Origin of the sequence: Enterobacter sp. 302C9 (genome assembly GCF_034106085.1) — a bacterium.
GTDB lineage: Bacteria > Pseudomonadota > Gammaproteobacteria > Enterobacterales > Enterobacteriaceae > Enterobacter > Enterobacter asburiae_B.
Window position 1 is genome coordinate 152,669 of the sequence record NZ_JAWNBW010000009.1, and the last position, 18,016, is coordinate 170,684.

17 protein-coding genes are annotated in these 18,016 nt (G+C 55.5%); 8 read left to right on the forward strand and 9 right to left on the reverse strand.

Annotated elements, in window-relative coordinates; genetic code table 11:
* The first annotated feature begins 100 nt into the window (after positions 1-100).
* On the forward strand, positions 101-1,330 hold the full coding sequence (locus tag UR289_RS16925; RefSeq protein WP_048979854.1) for an amino acid permease: 1,230 nt from the start codon (positions 101-103) through the stop codon (positions 1,328-1,330).
* Positions 1,331-1,367: 37 nt separating this feature from the next.
* On the opposite strand, the gene UR289_RS16930 is transcribed toward UR289_RS16925, so the two are convergent.
* The gene (locus tag UR289_RS16930; RefSeq protein WP_023309067.1) at positions 1,368-1,838 is read right to left on the reverse strand and encodes an Lrp/AsnC family transcriptional regulator; all 471 of its coding nucleotides are present in this window, start codon (positions 1,836-1,838) and stop codon (positions 1,368-1,370) included.
* Positions 1,839-1,953: 115 nt separating this feature from the next.
* On the opposite strand from UR289_RS16930, the gene UR289_RS16935 reads away from it, so the two are divergent.
* Positions 1,954-2,565 (forward strand): LysE family translocator, encoded by a 612-nt coding sequence (locus tag UR289_RS16935; RefSeq protein ID WP_217071794.1) that lies wholly within the window; start codon positions 1,954-1,956, stop codon positions 2,563-2,565.
* A gap of 27 nt (positions 2,566-2,592) precedes the next feature.
* On the opposite strand, the gene UR289_RS16940 is transcribed toward UR289_RS16935, so the two are convergent.
* Positions 2,593-2,865, reverse strand: coding sequence for a GNAT family N-acetyltransferase (locus tag UR289_RS16940; protein ID WP_008499687.1), 273 nt, complete (start codon positions 2,863-2,865; stop codon positions 2,593-2,595).
* A 10-nt stretch (positions 2,866-2,875) separates the two neighbouring features.
* Positions 2,876-3,106, reverse strand: a complete 231-nt coding sequence (gene yjdI, locus UR289_RS16945; RefSeq protein WP_008499689.1) for a 4Fe-4S mono-cluster protein YjdI — start codon at positions 3,104-3,106, stop codon at positions 2,876-2,878.
* Between the two features lie 176 nt (positions 3,107-3,282).
* Here yjdI and UR289_RS16950 point away from each other — a divergent pair, with 176 nt between their 5' ends.
* The 5 genes from UR289_RS16950 (at position 3,283) to UR289_RS16970 (ending at position 9,772) form a co-directional block, all read left to right on the forward strand.
* Positions 3,283-4,923, forward strand: coding sequence for a sensor histidine kinase (locus tag UR289_RS16950; protein WP_320711022.1), 1,641 nt, complete (start codon positions 3,283-3,285; stop codon positions 4,921-4,923).
* A complete protein-coding gene (locus UR289_RS16955) occupies positions 4,907-5,602 on the forward strand; it encodes a response regulator (RefSeq protein WP_127353301.1) in 696 nt (231 codons plus the stop codon). The genes UR289_RS16950 and UR289_RS16955 overlap by 17 nt, the downstream gene beginning before the upstream one ends.
* Positions 5,603-5,770: 168 nt before the next feature.
* The gene (locus UR289_RS16960; RefSeq protein WP_023309072.1) at positions 5,771-6,859 is read left to right on the forward strand and encodes an ABC transporter substrate-binding protein; all 1,089 of its coding nucleotides are present in this window, start codon (positions 5,771-5,773) and stop codon (positions 6,857-6,859) included.
* Between the two features lie 80 nt (positions 6,860-6,939).
* The gene (locus UR289_RS16965) at positions 6,940-8,709 is read left to right on the forward strand and encodes an ABC transporter permease (RefSeq protein WP_023309073.1); all 1,770 of its coding nucleotides are present in this window, start codon (positions 6,940-6,942) and stop codon (positions 8,707-8,709) included.
* Positions 8,702-9,772 (forward strand): ABC transporter ATP-binding protein, encoded by a 1,071-nt coding sequence (locus UR289_RS16970; protein WP_048975234.1) that lies wholly within the window; start codon positions 8,702-8,704, stop codon positions 9,770-9,772. The genes UR289_RS16965 and UR289_RS16970 overlap by 8 nt, the downstream gene beginning before the upstream one ends.
* Before the next feature lie 209 nt (positions 9,773-9,981).
* On the opposite strand, the gene UR289_RS16975 is transcribed toward UR289_RS16970, so the two are convergent.
* The 4 genes from UR289_RS16975 to UR289_RS16990 form a co-directional block, all read right to left on the reverse strand.
* Positions 9,982-10,434 carry a hypothetical protein gene (locus tag UR289_RS16975; protein ID WP_033146464.1) on the reverse strand — a complete coding sequence of 151 codons (453 nt, stop codon included), beginning with the start codon at positions 10,432-10,434 and terminating at the stop codon, positions 9,982-9,984.
* A complete protein-coding gene (locus tag UR289_RS16980) occupies positions 10,434-11,420 on the reverse strand; it encodes a VENN motif pre-toxin domain-containing protein (RefSeq protein WP_320711026.1) in 987 nt (328 codons plus the stop codon). The genes UR289_RS16975 and UR289_RS16980 overlap by 1 nt, the downstream gene beginning before the upstream one ends.
* On the reverse strand, positions 11,374-12,210 hold the full coding sequence (locus UR289_RS16985) for a hypothetical protein (RefSeq protein WP_320711027.1): 837 nt from the start codon (positions 12,208-12,210) through the stop codon (positions 11,374-11,376). The genes UR289_RS16980 and UR289_RS16985 overlap by 47 nt, the downstream gene beginning before the upstream one ends.
* Before the next feature lie 236 nt (positions 12,211-12,446).
* Positions 12,447-12,647 (reverse strand): hypothetical protein, encoded by a 201-nt coding sequence (locus UR289_RS16990; protein ID WP_157189691.1) that lies wholly within the window; start codon positions 12,645-12,647, stop codon positions 12,447-12,449.
* Between the two features lie 170 nt (positions 12,648-12,817).
* Here UR289_RS16990 and UR289_RS16995 point away from each other — a divergent pair, with 170 nt between their 5' ends.
* A complete protein-coding gene (locus UR289_RS16995; RefSeq protein ID WP_224435148.1) occupies positions 12,818-12,904 on the forward strand; it encodes a SymE family type I addiction module toxin in 87 nt (28 codons plus the stop codon).
* Between the two features lie 40 nt (positions 12,905-12,944).
* On the opposite strand, the gene UR289_RS17000 is transcribed toward UR289_RS16995, so the two are convergent.
* Together UR289_RS17000 and UR289_RS17005 are read right to left on the reverse strand one after the other, a co-directional pair.
* On the reverse strand, positions 12,945-13,343 hold the full coding sequence (locus UR289_RS17000) for a hypothetical protein (protein WP_126327813.1): 399 nt from the start codon (positions 13,341-13,343) through the stop codon (positions 12,945-12,947).
* A 10-nt stretch (positions 13,344-13,353) separates the two neighbouring features.
* A partial coding sequence (locus UR289_RS17005; RefSeq protein ID WP_320711028.1) for a hemagglutinin repeat-containing protein occupies positions 13,354-18,016 on the reverse strand: 4,663 nt, incomplete at its 5' end.

An 18,016-nucleotide genomic window follows, 5' to 3' on the forward strand; every position in this document is an offset into this window, starting at 1 on the left:
CCGTTCCGGCCAAACTCCGTCGAAGCAACTGCGCTCTTCAGGCATAACTATGGTAAATTGCACGCCATTCCGATGGTTTGATAGTTGATACGTTGCTCTAATGTCGAAAATTTGGTCAAAAGATGAGACTCTCTGGAGTTTCGCTCTCTATGGCACGGCCGTGGGCGCAGGAACGCTGTTCTTGCCCATTCAGCTGGGCTCCGCAGGCGCTATCGTCCTGTTTATTACCGCCCTCGTGGCCTACCCCTTAACCTACTGGCCGCACCGGGCGCTGGCGCAATTTATCCTGTCGTCGAAAACAAAAGGCAACGAAGGGATCACCGGCGCCGTCTCGCACTATTACGGCAGGAAGATTGGCAACCTGATCACCACGCTCTATTTCATCGCCTTCTTTGTGGTGGTGCAGATTTATGCGGTGGCCATCACCAACTCGCTCACGGAGCAGCTGGCGAAACACCTGACGGTGGATACTGCCGTTCGCGTGCTGGTCAGCCTGGGGGTGGTGCTGGTTCTGAATCTGATCTTCCTGATGGGCCGCCATATCACGATAAAAGTGATGGGCTTCCTGGTATTTCCGCTGATTGCCTATTTCCTGTTTGTCTCGCTCTATCTGACCGGAAGCTGGCAACCCTCGCTGCTGACCAGCCAGATGGCGTTCGATCGCCATACGCTGCATCAGGTGTGGATTTCGATTCCGGTGATGGTGTTTGCTTTCAGCCATACCCCGATTATCTCAACGTTTGCCGTTGACCGTCGCGAGAAGTTTGCCGACGGCGCCATGGATAAATGTAAGAAAATCATGAAGGTGGCGTACCTGATCATCTGCCTGAGCGTGCTGTTTTTTGTCTTCAGCTGCCTGCTCTCAATTCCGCCGTCGTACATTGTGGCCGCCAAAGAGCAAGGGGTAACGATCCTGTCCGCGCTGTCGATGATGCCTTCTTCTCCGGCGTGGCTGGGCATTTCCGGGATTATCGTGGCGATTATTGCGATGTCGAAATCGTTCCTCGGCACCTATTTTGGGGTGATTGAAGGGGCGACGGAGATCGTGAAGTCGTCGCTCAATCAGGTGGGCGTGAAAAAGAGCCGCGCCTTCAACCGCGCGATTTCCATTATGGGGGTGTCATTAATCACCTTTGCCGTCTGCTGCATTAACCCGAACGCCATTTCGATGATTTACGCCATCAGCGGCCCGCTTATCGCCATGATCCTGTTTATCATGCCGACGCTGTCGACGTATCTGATCCCGTCACTGAAACAGTACCGCTCCATTGGCAACCTGCTGACGCTGATCGTCGGCGTGCTGTGCGTGTCGGTGATGTTTGTCGGCTAAACGCCCTGCATGCCCGGCGTTCTGCCGGGCATGCCTCTCAGTCTCGCCCTGCTGATTCCAGCGGAAAAGGTCTGTCCTGCACGACCGTTTTCATCACAAGCGTAGAGCGAAGGTGCTGCACGCCGGGCATGGCGGAGAGCTTCTCGTCGTAGAGTTTCTGGAAAGCGGACAGGTCGCGGGTCACGACGTGCATCAAATAATCGGGATCGCCAAACAGACGCTGCGCCAGCACGATCTGCGGAATTTCCTCCACCGCCGCTTCAAACGCGCTAACCGCCTTTCTGTCACCCTCCTTCAGCGTCGCAAACACTATCGCCAGGAAGTTGAATCCCATTTTGGCGGGGTCGAGGCTGGCACGGTATCCCGTTATGGCCCCGCTTTGCTCCAGCGCCCGCACGCGACGATGGCACGGCGAGAGGCTCAGATTCACTCTTTCTGCCAGCTCGGTCAGGGATAAACGGCCATCAGACTGTAGCTCAGCAAGAATTTTTCGATCGATGCTATCCATGTGGAAGATTTTCTCAATTTCACGGTGTTATGAGCATAACATTGAAAGCCTATTTCGCAGGGTTAGCGATATTCTTTTTCTCAACATTTGACGCACTGCGGGAGTTTTCAGAACGATGGAAATGAGTATTGTGGCCGGCTTTTGGGTGGTTTCTTTTCTGCTCATCATGACGCCGGGCGCCGACTGGGCCTACGCCATTAGCGCCGGGATTAACGGGCGACGCGTGGTACCGGCGGTGATGGGGCTAATGTCCGGGCATCTGTTAGCTACGCTGATTGTGGTGGCTGGCGTGGGCGTAGTGATTGCTCAGCATCCGCTGGCGTTAACCGGGCTGACCGTTGCGGGGGCCGTGTATCTCCTCTGGCTTGGCATCGGACTGTTGCGTCACCCGGCCGCACCGGAAAAGGCCACCCACCATGCGGAAAACTGGAAACAGTGGGCGGTGAAAGGGCTCTGCATTAGCGGCCTTAACCCGAAAGTGTTTTTACTTTTCCTGGCGCTGCTTCCGCAGTTTACCGACCCGACCGGAAGCTGGTCGATAGCGATGCAGATGTCCGCGCTTGGCGTGATGCACCTTATCACCTGTACGCTGGTCTATCTGCTGGTGGGGTATGGTTCGAAAGCGGTCCTGGCGACCCGGCCACAGGCGGCGCGTATGGTGAGCATGGCGTCAGGAGGGATAATGGTGCTGATCGCGATGGTATTGCTGTTTGAGCAGGTAAGATAAAAAAACACCGGCCATCGCCGGTGTTATTTACGCCCGAATATCGTCATATTCCCGCGTTTTATCAAACTCATGCTTCGCGAACGGGCACAGCGGGATAATTTTACGGTTCTCACCGCGCATCTTCTCCACCACTTTCGCCACCAGCTGTTTACCGACGCCCTGCCCTTTCAGGCTCTCATCCACATCGGTGTGCTCGATAATGCTCAGGTGCTCGCCGGTCGGTACAAAGACAATCTCCGCAACCTGGTTGCCGTTCGCATCATTGACGTAAAACTTGTTATGGCCTTCCAGAATATCCATGGTTCCTCGCTTATTTTTGGCGATACTTCAGCGCACCGCTCGGGCAGGTATCAATCACGCGTACAACCGTTTCAACGTCCACTTCATCGGGAATGATCCACGGCTTACGTTTCAGATTAAACAGCTTTGCGCTCCCACGCACGCAGTTACCTGAGTGTTTGCAGATCCCGGTATTGAAGTAAACGTCAATTTTCTCGCCGGTATAGGCCCGGTAACCCGCATCCAGTAGTTCTTTGTCCATGACATTGCCTCTGTAATTATTATCGTGCTGAATGAAGCATAGCCTTACGGGATCCTGATGGCTATAACGCCGAAAACGAAAAGCCAGGTCACAACTCTTTTCTCGCCAGATTGCGTCCGCTATTGGCCCATGTCAGGCTCGGCAAATGTCACTTTTACATAACTTCCGCAGGTTGAATGAAACGCAGACTCTCTTTTCAGGTAAAGCTGTTTTTAGCGCTGGTGTGCTTCTCCTGCCTGCTGTTAGTTCTGCTGGGAACAATCCTGTTCCATTTTATTGACCGACAGCTCCATCACGATCTCGGCCAGCGCGCCCGGGTTCAGGCCAGCCAGATCGCGCTGATGCCGGGTCTGGCGACAATGGTAGCGGCCAGAGATATTCCGGGAATAGCCCGGTTAATTCAGCCGCTGCGCGCCGAAAGCGATGCCAGCTACATTGTGATTGGCGATACCGAGGAGCAGCACCTTTATCATTCGGAATCGCCGGAGCGTATTAATTTACCGATGATCGGCGGCGATAATGCGGAGGTGTTAAAGGGCAAAACCATTATTTCCGTGCGTCAGGGCGGGATTGGCGTGTCGCTACGCAGCAAAGCGCCCATCTTCAACGCGCAGCATCAGGTGATTGGTATTGTCTCGGTCGGCTATCTGACCTCGTATATTGCCAATATTAACGCCCGCATTCTCTGGCAGTCCGGACTATACGGCGCAGCGCTTCTGCTGCTGCTTTTTATTTTCTCCTGGCTGTTTACCCGCAATTTAAAAAAACAGATGTTCCGGCTGGAGCCGAAAGATATCGCTCAGCTGGTTTTGCAGCAGCGCGCGCTATTAGAAGCCATGTACGAAGGGGTATTTGCCGTTAATGGCGAGAAGCAGCTGATTTTAATTAACCGCGCGGCACGCGAAATGCTGGATATTCGGCAAAGTGAGAATGAACTTATCGGGAAACCGCTGGAAGACATTCTGCAGACGGCGCCGGGATTTTTATCCCAGCGCTACGCCTCGGTGAGCGCTGGCAGCCACGACCAGATTGCGGTGCTGAACCAGCGCGAGGTGATCGTCAACCGGGTAGCCATTGAGGTCGAACCGGGCGTTGAAAGCGGTTGGGTATACAGCTTTCGCGACAAAAATGACATCAACACGCTCAGCAGCCAGCTCAGTCAGATCAAACGCTATGCGGATAACCTGCGCATTATGCGCCACGAACAGCTGAACTGGACCGCCACTCTCGTCGGGCTACTACAGATGAAACACTATGACGAGGCGATCCGTTACATTCAGGTGCAGTCAGAAGGCGCGCAGCGCGTGCTAGACTTTGTCTCAGCCCATTTTGTCTCCCCGGCGCTGTGCGGGCTGCTGCTCGGAAAATACGTCAGCGCGCGCGAAAAAGGCATCGAGCTGCTGTTTGACCCCGCCTGCCAGCTCACCCGGATGCCTGCAGCGCTGAGTGAAACGGAGCTGATGTCCATTATTGGTAATCTGCTGGATAACGCCGTGGAGGCGACACTCAACGCCCCGGTCCACGCGCCGGTAGAACTCTACATTTCTGACCGTAACCAGGAGCTGCTGATCGAGGTGGCTGACCGGGGCTGCGGGGTGAACGATGCGTTGAAGCCGCACATTTTCCGCCAGGGATTCAGCAGCAAGCCGGACAGCGAAAACGACATTGTGGGTACCGAGCACGGTATTGGCCTGTTTCTGGTGGCAGGATATATCGACAAGGCCGGCGGCAGCATTGAGATTGCCGACAACACGCCGCAGGGCACTATTTTTTCTGTGTTTATTCCGAATGGGCGACAGCATGACCCGACCACTTGACGTTGTGATAGTTGAAGATGAGCCGCACCTGGCGGAGCTGCATCGCGAGTATATCGAGCAGAATTTCCATCTGCGCGTGGTGGGCATCGCCGCGTCGATTGAGCAGGCATGCAGCCTGATTCGTCAGTACCAGCCGCGACTTATCCTGCTGGACAACTATCTCCCGGACGGTAAAGGCGTGGAGCTCATCGATAATCCGCTGCTGAAAAGCTACGAATGCTCGGTGATCTTCATCACCGCCGCCAGCGATATGCAGACCTGCAGCCACGCCATGCGCAGCGGCGCGTTTGACTACCTGATTAAGCCCGTCTTTTTCCAGCGCCTGCACGCCTCGCTGGAACGGTTTATGCGTTTCATCCACACCGTGCAGCAGGTGAAGGTGGTCGACCAGCATGCGCTGGATCGCCTGTTTAATCTTCCCGCCGCGGAAGCCTCCATTACGCCGTCGACGAAGGGCATTGAACCCCAGACGCTGGAACGGATTAAAAACCTGTTCGCCGAGCATCCCGATACCGCGATGTCGGTTGAAGAGGTGGTGGAAAACGTGGGGATCAGCAAAACCACGGGGCGTCGCTACCTTGAATACTGCGTGGAGAGCGGGTTAATCAGCGTCGAAATGCTGTATGGCAATATAGGTCATCCGCGAAGGTTATACCGCAAAGCGCCCGATAAACCGTAATCCAGAATCGTTCACAGCCTAACGTTCGCGGATTTTATGGTGTTAATTGCTGAAACGACGGCGACAATCACACTTCGGAATCATTGCCCGCTTCACCCTCTTGTGGGTGGAGCCCGATACGCTATGTTGACAATTAGTTCCTCAAATGTAACTAAAAGGTTAACTATAATGTCGAACACGTTCCGAATTTCTCTGCTTACCGCTACTGTACTGTTCTCTGCTTCTGCACTCTCTGCCCTGCCTCAGGGCTATCCTGCTGAGTATCAAAAAGTTGTTGATGCCGCAACGAAAGAGGGCAAGGTTGTTATTTACTCCACCACCGACATCAAGGCCGCGGGACCGCTGATCCAGGGCTTCGAAAAAACCTACCCGGGCATTAAAGTCGAATACAACGACATGAACAGCACCGAGCTGTACAACCGCTTCATCAGCGAACAGGCCTCCGGTGGCGTGAGCGGCGACGTGGTCTGGAGCTCCTCTATGGACACCGGCCTGAAGCTCGCCACCGACTACGCCATGGAGTATAAATCACCGGAGCAAAGCCAGCTGCCGAAATGGGCGGTCTGGAAGGATAAGGCTTATGGCACTACCTATGAGCCGGTGGTCTTTATCTACAACAAGCGCCTGATCCCGGCTGGCGACGTGCCGGATTCTCACGCCGCGCTGGCGAAGCTGATTGCCAGCCAGACGGACAAATTCAAGGGCAAAGTCACCACCTACGACATCGAAAAATCGGGTCTGGGCTTTATGCTCTCGGTTCAGGATCACAACGCCGATCCTAATTACTTCAAAACCCTGGCCGACGTCGCCAAAGGTGGCTTATCGGTGCAGTCGTCTACCGGCACCATGATGGAGCGGGTCTCCTCCGGTGAAAACCTGATCGGCTTCAACATCCTCGGGTCCTACGCGGAAGCGCGCGCGAAGAACGATCCTTCGCTCGGCATTTCCTATCCAAAAGATTACACCCTGGTGCTGTCGCGCGTGTCGTTCATCAGCCAGCAATCGCAAAACAGCAACGCCGCGAAGCTGTGGCTGGACTATGTGCTGTCTGAACAAGGGCAAAACATTCTGGCCAATCAGGCGGATATTCCCTCCATTCGTAACGATATCGAAGGGAAAAACGATATCGACGGCCTGACCAAAATCCTCGGCAACGCGCTGAAGCCAATTCCGGTTGATGAAACGCTGCTGGAATACCTGCAGCCGAAAAAACGCCTGGAGTACATCAAAGAGTGGCGTACCGCCGCCGGTAAATAAGCGTCTGAGCGCGGCGCAGGCCGCCGCGCTCCCTTATCGACTGAGTTCGTTTTTCTGGGCCGCAACACCAGGGATACCCCATGAATACATTACGCAGAAAGTGGCAAAGCCTGCCGCGAGGCATCGTCGTGCTGATAACCGCCCTGGTTATCTATACGCCGCTGTCGTTTATCGTGATACAGAGCTTCCTGTCCGCCCCGTTCTTTTCGCCGTCAAAAGAGTGGAGCTTTGAATCATTTGAATTTATTTTCACCGACCCTGATTTTTATAAGGCCCTGAAAAGCGGCTTTATTCTTGCTTTCGGGCTGGTCTTTATCTCCATTCCGCTGGGCGGCGTGCTGGCGTTTCTGATGGTGCGTACCGACCTGCCCGGCCGCCGGCTGATTGAGCCGCTGATCCTGGTCCCGATCTTCGTTTCACCGATGGTGCTGGGCTTTGGCTACGTGGTGGCCGCCGGTCCGGTGGGCTTTCTCTCCCAGTGGGCTCAGGCGCTGATTGGTTTTGTGCCGTGGAATATCTACGACATGTCGAGCATTGTGGTCATCGCCGGCCTGACGCACGTCCCGCACGCCTATCTGTATATCTCGTCAGCGCTGCGCAGCGTGGGCTCCGATGTGGAAGAAGCCGCACGCACCGCGGGCGCGTCGCCCTGGCAGGTCATGACCTCCGTCAGCCTGCCGATGGTGCGCCCGTCCATTCTGTACGCCACCGTGCTGCTGTTCTTCCTCGGGCTGGAAGTGTTCGGCCTGATGCTGGTCCTCGGCGACCCGGAAGGCAACATGGTGCTGGCGACCTATCTCTATAAGCTGACGAACAAGATGGGCACCCCATCCTATAACCTGATGGCGGCGGTTGCCGTGGTGCTGATCTGCATCACCATCCCGCTGGTGATGCTCCAGCGTCGCCTGATGCGCACCGCCAACCGCTTCGTCACCATGAAGGGCAAGGCTTCGCAGGCCCGCGCGCTGCCGCTGGGTAAATGGCGCTGGGTGGCTGGCGGAGTGATTGCCTTCTGGCTCACCGTCACCATCGGCGTTCCGCTGCTCGGCGTGGTATTGCGCGCGTTTATCTCCAACTGGGGCGTGGGCGTTTCGCTGTGGGACGAGCTTTCTCTGAACACCTTCCGCACCATCTGGGCGCAGCCCAACCTGCTGCGCGCCATCGTCAACTCCATGGCGATTGGCGTGATTGGCGGCGCGCTGGCCGTGGTGTGCTACCTGTTTGTCGGCATTGCCATGCACCGCAAGCCGGACAACACCACGCGTTTTCTGGACTACAGCGTGCTGGTGCCGCGCGCCGTGCCTGGCCTGCTGGCGGGTCTGGCGTTCCTGTGGGTGTTCCTGTTCCTGCCGATGTGGCTGGATAACTCGCTGAAATCCGGCTGGCTTTCCGGGTTCGCCTGGACCGACTGGATGCGTGAGAACGTCATCGTCTGGCTGCGTTCGCTGCGCAGCACCATTTTCAGCGTCTGGCTGGCCTATACCGTGGTGTGGATGGCTTACGGGCTGAGGCTGATCTCTTCCACGCTGCTGCAGGTAGGGCCAGAGCTTGAGGAAGCGGCGCGCAGCACCGGGGCGACGCGCGGGCAGATCACCCGCCACGTCACCATCCCGCTCTCCCGCTACGGTCTTATCGGTTCGTGGCTGCTGATGTTCCTGATCTTTGAGCGCGAATATTCAACGGGTGTGTACCTGCTTTCACCCGGCACGGAGACCATCGGCTCGATGCTGGTTTCCCTCTGGGCCGCGGGTGCCATCGATATCGTGGCGGCGCTCTCTTTCATTAACATCCTGCTGGTCGTGGTAGGTCTGGGCATTGCCCTTCGTTTCGGAGTGAAAATACATGATTGAATTAGCGGTTGACGATCTGCACTTAACCTACGGCGACAATCCTGTTTTAAAAGGTGTCTCCATGAACCTGAAGCGCGGCGAAGTGGTCTCCCTGTTAGGCCCCTCCGGCAGCGGTAAAACCACCCTCCTGCGCGCCGTTGCGGGTCTGGAAAAACCGACGCAGGGGTCGATTGTCATTGGCAATAATAAAGTTTACGACGGCACGCCGCGCAGTGAGATCCCGGCGGAAGAGCGTAACCTTGGGCTGGTATTCCAGTCCTATGCCCTGTGGCCGCACAAGACCGTGTTTGAGAACGTGGCCTATCCGCTCAAGCTGCGTAAAGTCCCGGCCAAAGAGATCCAGCAGCGCGTGCAGGACGTGCTGGACCAGCTGGGTTTGGGCCATCTTGGCAAACGCCACCCGCACCAGCTCTCCGGTGGGCAGCAGCAGCGCGTGGCGATTGGCCGTGCGCTGGTGTACAACCCGCCGGTGATTTTGCTGGACGAACCGCTCTCTAACCTCGACGCCAAGCTGCGCGAAGAGGCCCGCGTGTTCCTGCGCGAGCTGATTATCAAGCTCGGGCTATCCGCGCTGATGGTGACGCACGACCAGAACGAAGCGATGTCGATTTCCGACCGCATCCTGCTGCTTAACAACGGCAAAATTGAGCAACAGGGCACGCCGCAGGAGATGTACGGCTCGCCGAAAACGCTGTTTACCGCCGAGTTTATGGGCAGCAACAACCGCCTGCACGGCAAGGTCACCGAAGTGCGCGACGGCAAAGCGCGTATCGAGGGGAAAGGCTGGGTGCTGTGGGGTCAGGCCGGTGAAGGGGTACAGAGTGGTGATGAAGGCACTGCGGTGATCCGCGTCGAGCGCGTGGCGGTGGTCGAGGGACCAGGGGAAAATCAGCTTGAGCTGCCGCTGCTCACCAGCATGTATCTCGGCGACCGCTGGGAGTACCTGTTCCGCACGGTGGGAGATGATTTTGTGATCCGCGCGTATGGGCATGAGGTTCGGGATCCGCAGCACTGCCATCTTTCGTTGCCTGAGAAGCATGTTTGGGTGTTCCCGAAAGGGTGATGAGTCAATATTAATCTGCCATGGCCCGGTGGCGCTTCGCTTACCGGGTCTACAAAACAAAGAAATGCACAGATGCCAGGATTGGTGGCGCTAGCCATTATTATTAAGGCATTCTCATTAAAATAGTCACCTGACACTTCTTTCCGTCCGTACGCATAACGGGTTAAGGCTTCATATCAAAATATTATTACAGAGCATATAAAGAAAATTTATGCATCATATCCAGCATTTTTGAAAACTGATTGAACATGCTCCGTCAGTCCAACAAGATCTTCATAGGCGATTGGGCCAAAATCAGGATAATGGTTTTCAATATACTCGTTAACATCCTCCATACCTTCACTGACTCTGAGATTCTTAACAAATGTAGGCAAAATACGATGATTAACACCAGTACCATACTCTTTCGGATGATGGGTCATACACCACTCAACTTTACCTTTATATGATTGAATCGCATCTTCCAGTAAGGTAATAACTTCTGGAACCTCTTTTTCAAAACGAAAACTGGTATAAGGAGGGTACTTAGAGCGATCAATTTTTTCAAAATGGTCATTTATCCATTCATCTTCGATACGGCTCTGATAATGTAACCACTCCAGTTTTCCAAGAGAACCAATGAAGTCCAACAAGATAGTTTCTTTCTTACCTATCGGAAACATTATTTTAACCCCTGTAATTTATCAGAGATCGTAACACTTCCCTGATTTATAGATTTGATATGTTTTTCCCAATCTCCTTTAGGAATCGGTTTTAAGGACACTCTTGGATCGTAAACATACTGACCATCGGTATAAACCTGATGGAAAGCTTGTTCATGTACAATTTTTCCATTTTCATACACATTTAAATTGTACGGAGTCGTCGGCCTTGCTTCAATAATTTTCCCGTGCCCGCCAGCTGCATCGAGAAGCTTAGGTGCGATATCTGAGCAATCCGTACAATCTGTATTGCCTATCCAGGCAATAAACTTAGGTTCGTTCATTTTTTCAATAACACTCTGATTGGCTGGATAACCGGGATTTTCAGGGCGAACATTTTCAAGGCCGGGGATCTTCTCGTTCTGATAGAAAAGATCATCCATTGAAGGAGAATCCGGAACCGGCGTAGTTGTCGTCCAGCCATTATTGTTTGACGCTCCATCACCGTTGGTATTACCAGTATGATTTATCCCTCCGGTTGCTACACTATCATTCCCTGTGTTGGAGGGCGTATTTCCGGTTACAGTCTGGTCTCCACCAGTGTTTGATGGTCCCGGGTTGATGACCTGCGTACCACCAGTACTGGTGATCGTCTTACCTGTCAGGGACTCATAGGCCGCTTTCTGAGCATCATTTAACTGACTGAGCTGGGAAGGATCATTGAGCGAGGCCACATAGATCAGATGCAACTGCTCATCTTGTGACAATGTATCCATTGCTGATGTGGATGCACCAATCCCCAGTAAAGCACCCAGACCACTGGCAACCAGGCGATCACGGCAAGCAGAAATTTTCAGACATCCCTGTGCAGCCAGTTTACCGCCCTGTATAACGACACTCAGCGAGTTATTCTCAACCTCCACCTTCGCCGTTTCCGACGCCATCGCCGCCATGGAGACGCTACCATCCGTCACCGCAGCGCCCGCCAGACCACCCGCGATACTCACGAGACTTACTGACCAGCCGTTTCTCCTCTGGCGTCAGGTCACTGGATTTTTTATCTCCATACAGCGCACTGACCAGATGGTCGGTCATCGCCGAGGCCGTAATGGCCCCTATAGCACCGGCCTTCAGGCCATCCGTACTGCTCCCGCCACTCAGCTGCGTCAGCGCCGCCGCCACAATACCGTGCAGCGCGGCACGGGCTGTCGGGTCTTTCTGCTCCTTGACCAGGGTCGCCAGCAGAGGGGCCGCCCCCGCTGCCGCGCCTGCCTTCAGGTTACCGCCAAGCGCACCTGCCAGTAATCCTGCCGCTGCGCTGCCCTTCGTCCAGAAGGCACTCCCCGGGCCGTACTCGGTATTCTGATATCCGGGCTGCGTCTTCAGGAACGCTTCCTGCTCCTGCGGCGTATCGCCCTGCAGTTTTCCTTCAGATGCCAGCTTCGCGCCCAGCGCCGCATTGGATTCCCGCGCTTTCTGCTCCGCATACTTGCCGTAAGCATCCAGCGCAGAGGTAGCCAGGGCCGCGCCTTCGCTCTGGACCGCCAGGTTATCCCTGACCTTCTGCACATCACCGTTCACGTCCACGCCGTGGTGGGCGTCAGCCGTATCACGGCTCAGGTCAGCAATATCCTGTTTCTGTCCCGCCGGGTTGCGAATGACAATGCTACCGCCACTCACCGCTGATGAGGTCGTGCCGGTGTGGCTCTCTTCTGCCTGGCCCGTACCGATGGCCGGTGCCAGGTTGCGGTTTTCACCGTTGCCGCTGCCGCCCGCGCTGCCGGAAAGCGCCACCATGTAGCCGTTGCCGCTGGTCTGGCTCTCGTTGTGGAGATTACTGAAACCCAGCGTGGTGCAGCTCGAGGGGCTGAGCGTCGCCAGTATTAACAGGCCAAAGATGTTACGGTAGCTGGAAGGGTTTCCGGGAGTGCTGAACGATACCGGCGATGTGCTGGTGATGAAGCACCGGGACGGGCATTTTAGGTGAGCCTGACGGCTAAAAGAAGATCCCGGTGCGATGGCCGGGATTCTTTTTAAGCGATCATATTGTCTAAAATACAGCCTATTTGACTAAGTAATGTACAGACCTCTTCTTTCGAAGCCCCTATTCTGGTTTCAAACTCAGGAACAGAGATACCATTACAAATCTCATTCAAAGCTGAATTCAGGATTAATAACTCATTCTCACCAAGAGTTAATTGAGCTTGTTTCCCTGCAACAGATATTACATCCATTCATCACCTCAAATTATCAAAGTATGTCCTACCGTTTACCGGTCTAAAAGACGTTCTGCCATCAGATGCTTTCTGATAACGAATTACAACAGTACCTGTAGACTGTTCCCAATAAGCCGAACGACCACGTACTATTCCCGCATCCCAGCCTGCGCCTTAATGATAACTGGCTGGTAGAGGCGGGATTCAGCACCGACATGCCGGTCACGGTCAGCGTGGAGCAAGGACGGCTGGTGATCAAACCGACCAAGGGCTGACAGGTAAAAAGATCCCGGCTCGAAAGGCGGGATCTTTTTGCTATTGAGAATAAAAAACCTTTAGCTCTTCCGGATCACGTTCAAGTATCCCAACGTAATGTGAGTACGACCTTATCAGCTCAAGATATCCACAGATTGAATGAATCCCAAAAGCCTCAGATAAATCGGCATACCCTTCACTTCTTTCAGTAAGGACACATCCCCACCCGAGAGGAATTTCATCTTCTACAACATCAAATAGGTTTGATGGAACCCACATCGGACCACCTGATGGAGGGCAAACTAAAAAATCTATTCTGGATGCGAAGAACATCAACCCATAAACCTTATATTGCTGGTCTGGTTGCAAAGGTGAGAAGTCAGTTTCATCCGTTTCCCCCATAATTCTTACATTTTCAGGTAATGCTTTTCCTGAAATTGAGCGACATAGAACTAACATTTATAAGGTCCTATTTAAATTTGAAGTCATCAACCTGTCCTGTTTTTGTATTACGAACATAATGAACTTCAACTCCATTGACGTTTTGAGCCATTTTTACCCAACCATCAGCTCTTGGCCATCTTGGGTCCGTCATAATTACAGGCAATTGATGACCTGCAGCAGGATTAGACATAGCCTGCTCCATAGACAATTTCTCCCCTAAAGAGTTTGGTGTGGTCCTTCCGGTTGAACCTCGACCCAGTGGGATAATATCTTTACCGACCCCACCACCATTTTTAATAGGAACTGCCCCAATGCCAAGACCAGCAGTTCCAGGAAGCGGCTTGCCATCTTCGTCAAACAACACCCCGGGCCTGGCAATGTTATGAACTTTTGGCAACCGGTCGCCGTGCTCTTTTTCAAGCTCTTCCTCGTCATGGCCAGGACTCAGCGAGTTATTCTCAACCTCCACCTTCGCCGTTTCAGACGCCGTCGCCGCCATGGAGACACTGCCATCCGTCACCGCAGCGCCTGCCAGCCCACCCGCGATACTCACGAGGCTACTGACCAGCCGTTTCTCCTCTGCAGTCAGGTCACTGGATTTTTTATCTCCATACAGCGCGCTGACCAGGTGGTCGGTCATCGCCGAGGCCGTAATGGCTCCAATGGCACCAGCCTTCAGGCCATCCGTACTGCTCCCGCCACTCAGCTGCGTCAGCGCCGCCGCCACAATACCGTGCAGCGCGGCACGGGCTGTCGGGTCTTTCTGCTCCTTGACCAGGGTCGCCAGCAGAGGGGCCGCCCCCGCTGCCGCGCCTGCCTTCAGGTTACCGCCAAGCGCACCTGCCAGTAATCCTGCCGCTGCGCTGCCCTTCGTCCAGAAGGCACTCCCCGGGCCGTACTCGGTATTCTGATATCCGGGCTGCGTCTTCAGGAACGCTTCCTGCTCCTGCGGCGTATCGCCCTGCAGTTTTCCTTCAGATGCCAGCTTCGCGCCCAGCGCCGCATTGGATTCCCGCGCTTTCTGCTCCGCATACTTGCCGTAAGCATCCAGCGCAGAGGTAGCCAGGGCCGCGCCTTCGCTCTGGACCGCCAGGTTATCCCTGACCTTCTGCACATCACCGTTCACGTCCACGCCGTGGTGGGCGTCAGCCGTATCACGGCTCAGGTCAGCAATATCCTGTTTCTGTCCCGCCGGGTTGCGAATGACAATGCTACCGCCACTCACCGCTGATGAGGTCGTCCCGGTGTGGCTCTCTTCTGCCTGGCCCGTACCGATGGCCGGTGCCAGGTTGCGGTTTTCACCGTTTCCGCTGCCGCCCGCGCTGCCGGAAAGCGCCACCGTATAGCCGTTGCCGCTGGTCTGGCTCTCGTTGTGGAGATTACTGAAACCCAGCGTACCCGTGTCGAGGCTATTTTTATCTGCAGACGCCGTGGATGCAATCACCGCGCCGTCAAGCTGGGTATGATTTCCGGTGGTGACAGCAAAGCCGCCCTTGCCTGCGAATATCCCGCTCTGTTCAGCGACGCTCTTACCATTCTGGGTGATATTCTCACCCGATGCACTGACGCTACCGGAAGACGCACCATAACACAGCGGCGGTATGCACAGGCTGAGGGACGCGCCTGACGAAGACTGCTTGCTGTCATAACTGGCCGTATCCTGCACGCTGCTGATGGTGAGATCGCGCCCGGTGTTGACCACCACACGGTTACCTTCCAGCTCCGCACCTTTCAGGGTGGTGTCGCGTCCGCTGTTCACCGTAAGCTGTTCATCAGCATGGACAACGCTGTTCGTATTGCGCTGCGACTGGCTGTTTTCCTTGCCCTTATGCTGTGACGCTCCCAGTTCCACCGAGATGCCGTTTTGCGCACCAATCAGGCTCACACCGACACCGACGCTGAACTGGCTGCCGCTGTTTTTACTCTCAGAGTGGGTTGTGTTCTGGGAGGCAGACAGCAGAATATCCCGCCCCGCATCCAGCGCCACGTGTTTACCCGCGATCTGTACCCCCATACCGGCAATGTCATTTCCGGCACGAACTGAGACATTCTCGCCGGCATTAATGGTGGTGCCCTGCGTGTCGGTACTGTGGTAACGACTGTCCTGAGATGACGTCCCCGCCGTTAAAGACACTTTAGCCTTGATGAGCGACGAGTCCGACATAGCGCCCTGCGCCGCGGTTGCCGCCGACTGGCCTGTTCTGATGGCGGTCAGCCGTGGATCATCGCCGTTTTCTGCGCTGCGGGCAGCCGTCTCAGCGGCTTTAGCAGCCTCAACAGCCCAGCCCCCAGCAGATGCCGTCACACCATACTGGGCGCTGCTGCTGTGGTTTTCACCGTCACGGGTATCCCGGCTCACCCCCATGAGGACATTTTCGCCACTGAGTGAGACCGATTTACCAGCACGGATATCCGTACCTGACAGGGAGAGATCGTTACCGGCCTGCGCGACAACGCTACCGTTTTTGCTGCTTAGCTGGCTGCGCAATCCGTTTTCGAGGCTGCTATCTTCCCGACTGCTGTTTTTTTCATGGCGGTAGCCTGCCGTGGCGCTGTAACCATCGCCTCCCAGAGTCCCCAGCAATTTGCTGCTGCCGCTGCTCTCACTGCGCGATGTATCGCGTCCGGCAGAAACGGAGATATCTCCATTTGTGGCTGACAGCAGAAGATCGTCCGTGGCGGTCATCAGGCTGCCGCTGATATTCACGCTGCCGTCACGACTGTTAACGTAAATATCTGAGCCCTGAATGACCGACGCGTTTTGTGTGGTCCGGGTGCCGCTACTGTTGCTCTCCGCCTTGCTCATCCCACCCGGCAGGAGCTGATTGCCGTGGGAACCCCCACCCGAGATGGCGCGAACAGCACTTCCGGCGCTCAGGTCGCTCGAAAGATTCCAGCCGCTATTTTTAGTGCTGCTGCCGTATTTCTCGCTGTCTGTGGAGGTGGTGATATCAACGTCGCGTTTCGCATCGAGGATCACCGTTTCACCGGCCTTAGCCTGGCTTCCGGCAATCAGGATATTGCCGCTATTGCTGCCTCCCTGTTTACCGGTGGCAGTCATCTGGATATTGCCTGCGGCGGCAAGATGGCTGCCGCTGTTAAACTCGCCCTCGTAGTGCGACTCAGAGGAAGAGCGGGTGCTTCCTGCGGAAATGGCCATCATCTGGCCTGGTCCGTCAAGCGCGAGCGCACCGCCTTCCGCCCCCAGCCCCTTCACTTTATCGACGGTGCTGTTGCCACTGTTGCCCTTACCACGAACGATATCGCGCACGTTACGCACAGTGTCTTCAAATGGCGCTTTCACACTGACCGTGACGCCAGACGATTTGGACTCCTGCTTCATGGACTCAGTGGTCGTATCCCGTCCAGGAAGGATGGCAATGCTGTCGCCAGTGATATCGATATGGCCGGTTTTGCGGGAGGAATCATCCTTCGCTCTTCCGGCAACCACATCTGCCGCGCTCAACTGGACGTCATTTCCGGCGCTGATGATGACATTACCGCCAGCAGTGCCCACCGTGCTGCGGGCATCGCTCTGCGTTGTATTTGCCCCCTGTCGGGTGCTTTTTGAAGACTGCGACCCGATGGTGATACCCAATCCCGACCCGCTGGAGAAAACGCCGGATTTCTTCGTCTTTTTCATGTCGTAGTACGTGTCGGTGTTGGTTGCTGCCTCCACGGTCAGATCATTTCCAGCCTTCAGGGCCACATCGCGCTCAGCGGCAACTGATGAGCCCTGCACCGTCAGGTTGTTACCAGCCCGGAGAGCAACGTTGTCACCGGAAAGCTGCGTACCTTTCTCACGCGTATGCGTCTCTTCGTGGATGGTGTGAGTGGTTTTCTTGCTGAGGAACCCACCGGACGTCTTTTTCTCCTCCCGGTACGTATAGTCACTTTCCGTCGCAGTGGAAAGGGTGATATCCCGCCCGGCGGCCACGGCTGTATTGCCTGCGGCATAGACATCTGCAGCCTGTGCCGTTACATCCCGTCCGGCGATAACAGTCACATTCCCGCCCGCAGTGATGTCGGTTCCCGACTGGCGAACCGACTCGTTAATCACTTTTTTACGGCCTGATTTATAACTGTCGCCCTGCGTGGTCTCTTCCGCAGCCAGATTCACGTCGCGACCCGCCTGCAGCCCGACGCTTTTCTCCGCCGCCAGCGCGGCGGCCCGGGCGTTGATATCCTGCCCGGCCTTCAGGACCAGGTTATCGCCTGCGGAAATCGTGGTGCGGTCGAGCCCGGTGCTGTGGGACTCGCTTTTCCCTTTCCGGCTGCTTTCACTGGTTTGCTCCGCGTTCAGGTTCAGATCGTTGCCCGCGCTCAGCCCCGCGCTGCCGCCCGCCTTCAGGTCGCTGGCGGTCACGTCAAGGTTGTGCCCGGCATTCACCAGCAGGTTGCCGCCCGCACTGACGTTACTTCCCTGATACGTGACGGAGGAACGGCTGGTTTTCTCCCGGCTGGAGCTGAATGCGTCGTTGATCTGATTCGCGTTGACGGCAATATCGCCCCACGCGTTCAGCAGCATATCGCCGCCGGAGGCCAGGTTCGCCCCGGTAACGGTGATGTTTTTACCCGCCTCAAGCGACAGGCCATCCTGCGCGGTAATCGACGCAGCGTTCCCCAGCAGGGTGTCCTTCAGGCCGATGTTGCCGTACTTCCCGCCGGCGTTGATATCAATCTGCTCA

What these genes read in the sequence shown, in the direction of transcription:
- UR289_RS16925 (WP_048979854.1), top strand. Translation starts at nt 101, where the DNA reads ATGTCGAAAATTTGGTCAAAAGATGAGACTCTCTGGAGTTTCGCTCTC.
- UR289_RS16930 (WP_023309067.1), bottom strand. Translation starts at nt 1,838, where the DNA reads ATGGATAGCATCGATCGAAAAATTCTTGCTGAGCTACAGTCTGATGGC.
- UR289_RS16935 (WP_217071794.1), top strand. Translation starts at nt 1,954, where the DNA reads ATGGAAATGAGTATTGTGGCCGGCTTTTGGGTGGTTTCTTTTCTGCTC.
- UR289_RS16940 (WP_008499687.1), bottom strand. Translation starts at nt 2,865, where the DNA reads ATGGATATTCTGGAAGGCCATAACAAGTTTTACGTCAATGATGCGAAC.
- yjdI (WP_008499689.1), bottom strand. Translation starts at nt 3,106, where the DNA reads ATGGACAAAGAACTACTGGATGCGGGTTACCGGGCCTATACCGGCGAG.
- UR289_RS16950 (WP_320711022.1), top strand. Translation starts at nt 3,283, where the DNA reads ATGAAACGCAGACTCTCTTTTCAGGTAAAGCTGTTTTTAGCGCTGGTG.
- UR289_RS16955 (WP_127353301.1), top strand. Translation starts at nt 4,907, where the DNA reads ATGACCCGACCACTTGACGTTGTGATAGTTGAAGATGAGCCGCACCTG.
- UR289_RS16960 (WP_023309072.1), top strand. Translation starts at nt 5,771, where the DNA reads ATGTCGAACACGTTCCGAATTTCTCTGCTTACCGCTACTGTACTGTTC.
- UR289_RS16965 (WP_023309073.1), top strand. Translation starts at nt 6,940, where the DNA reads ATGAATACATTACGCAGAAAGTGGCAAAGCCTGCCGCGAGGCATCGTC.
- UR289_RS16970 (WP_048975234.1), top strand. Translation starts at nt 8,702, where the DNA reads ATGATTGAATTAGCGGTTGACGATCTGCACTTAACCTACGGCGACAAT.
- UR289_RS16975 (WP_033146464.1), bottom strand. Translation starts at nt 10,434, where the DNA reads ATGTTTCCGATAGGTAAGAAAGAAACTATCTTGTTGGACTTCATTGGT.
- UR289_RS16985 (WP_320711027.1), bottom strand. Translation starts at nt 12,210, where the DNA reads ATGGTGGCGCTTTCCGGCAGCGCGGGCGGCAGCGGCAACGGTGAAAAC.
- UR289_RS16990 (WP_157189691.1), bottom strand. Translation starts at nt 12,647, where the DNA reads ATGGATGTAATATCTGTTGCAGGGAAACAAGCTCAATTAACTCTTGGT.
- UR289_RS17000 (WP_126327813.1), bottom strand. Translation starts at nt 13,343, where the DNA reads ATGTTAGTTCTATGTCGCTCAATTTCAGGAAAAGCATTACCTGAAAAT.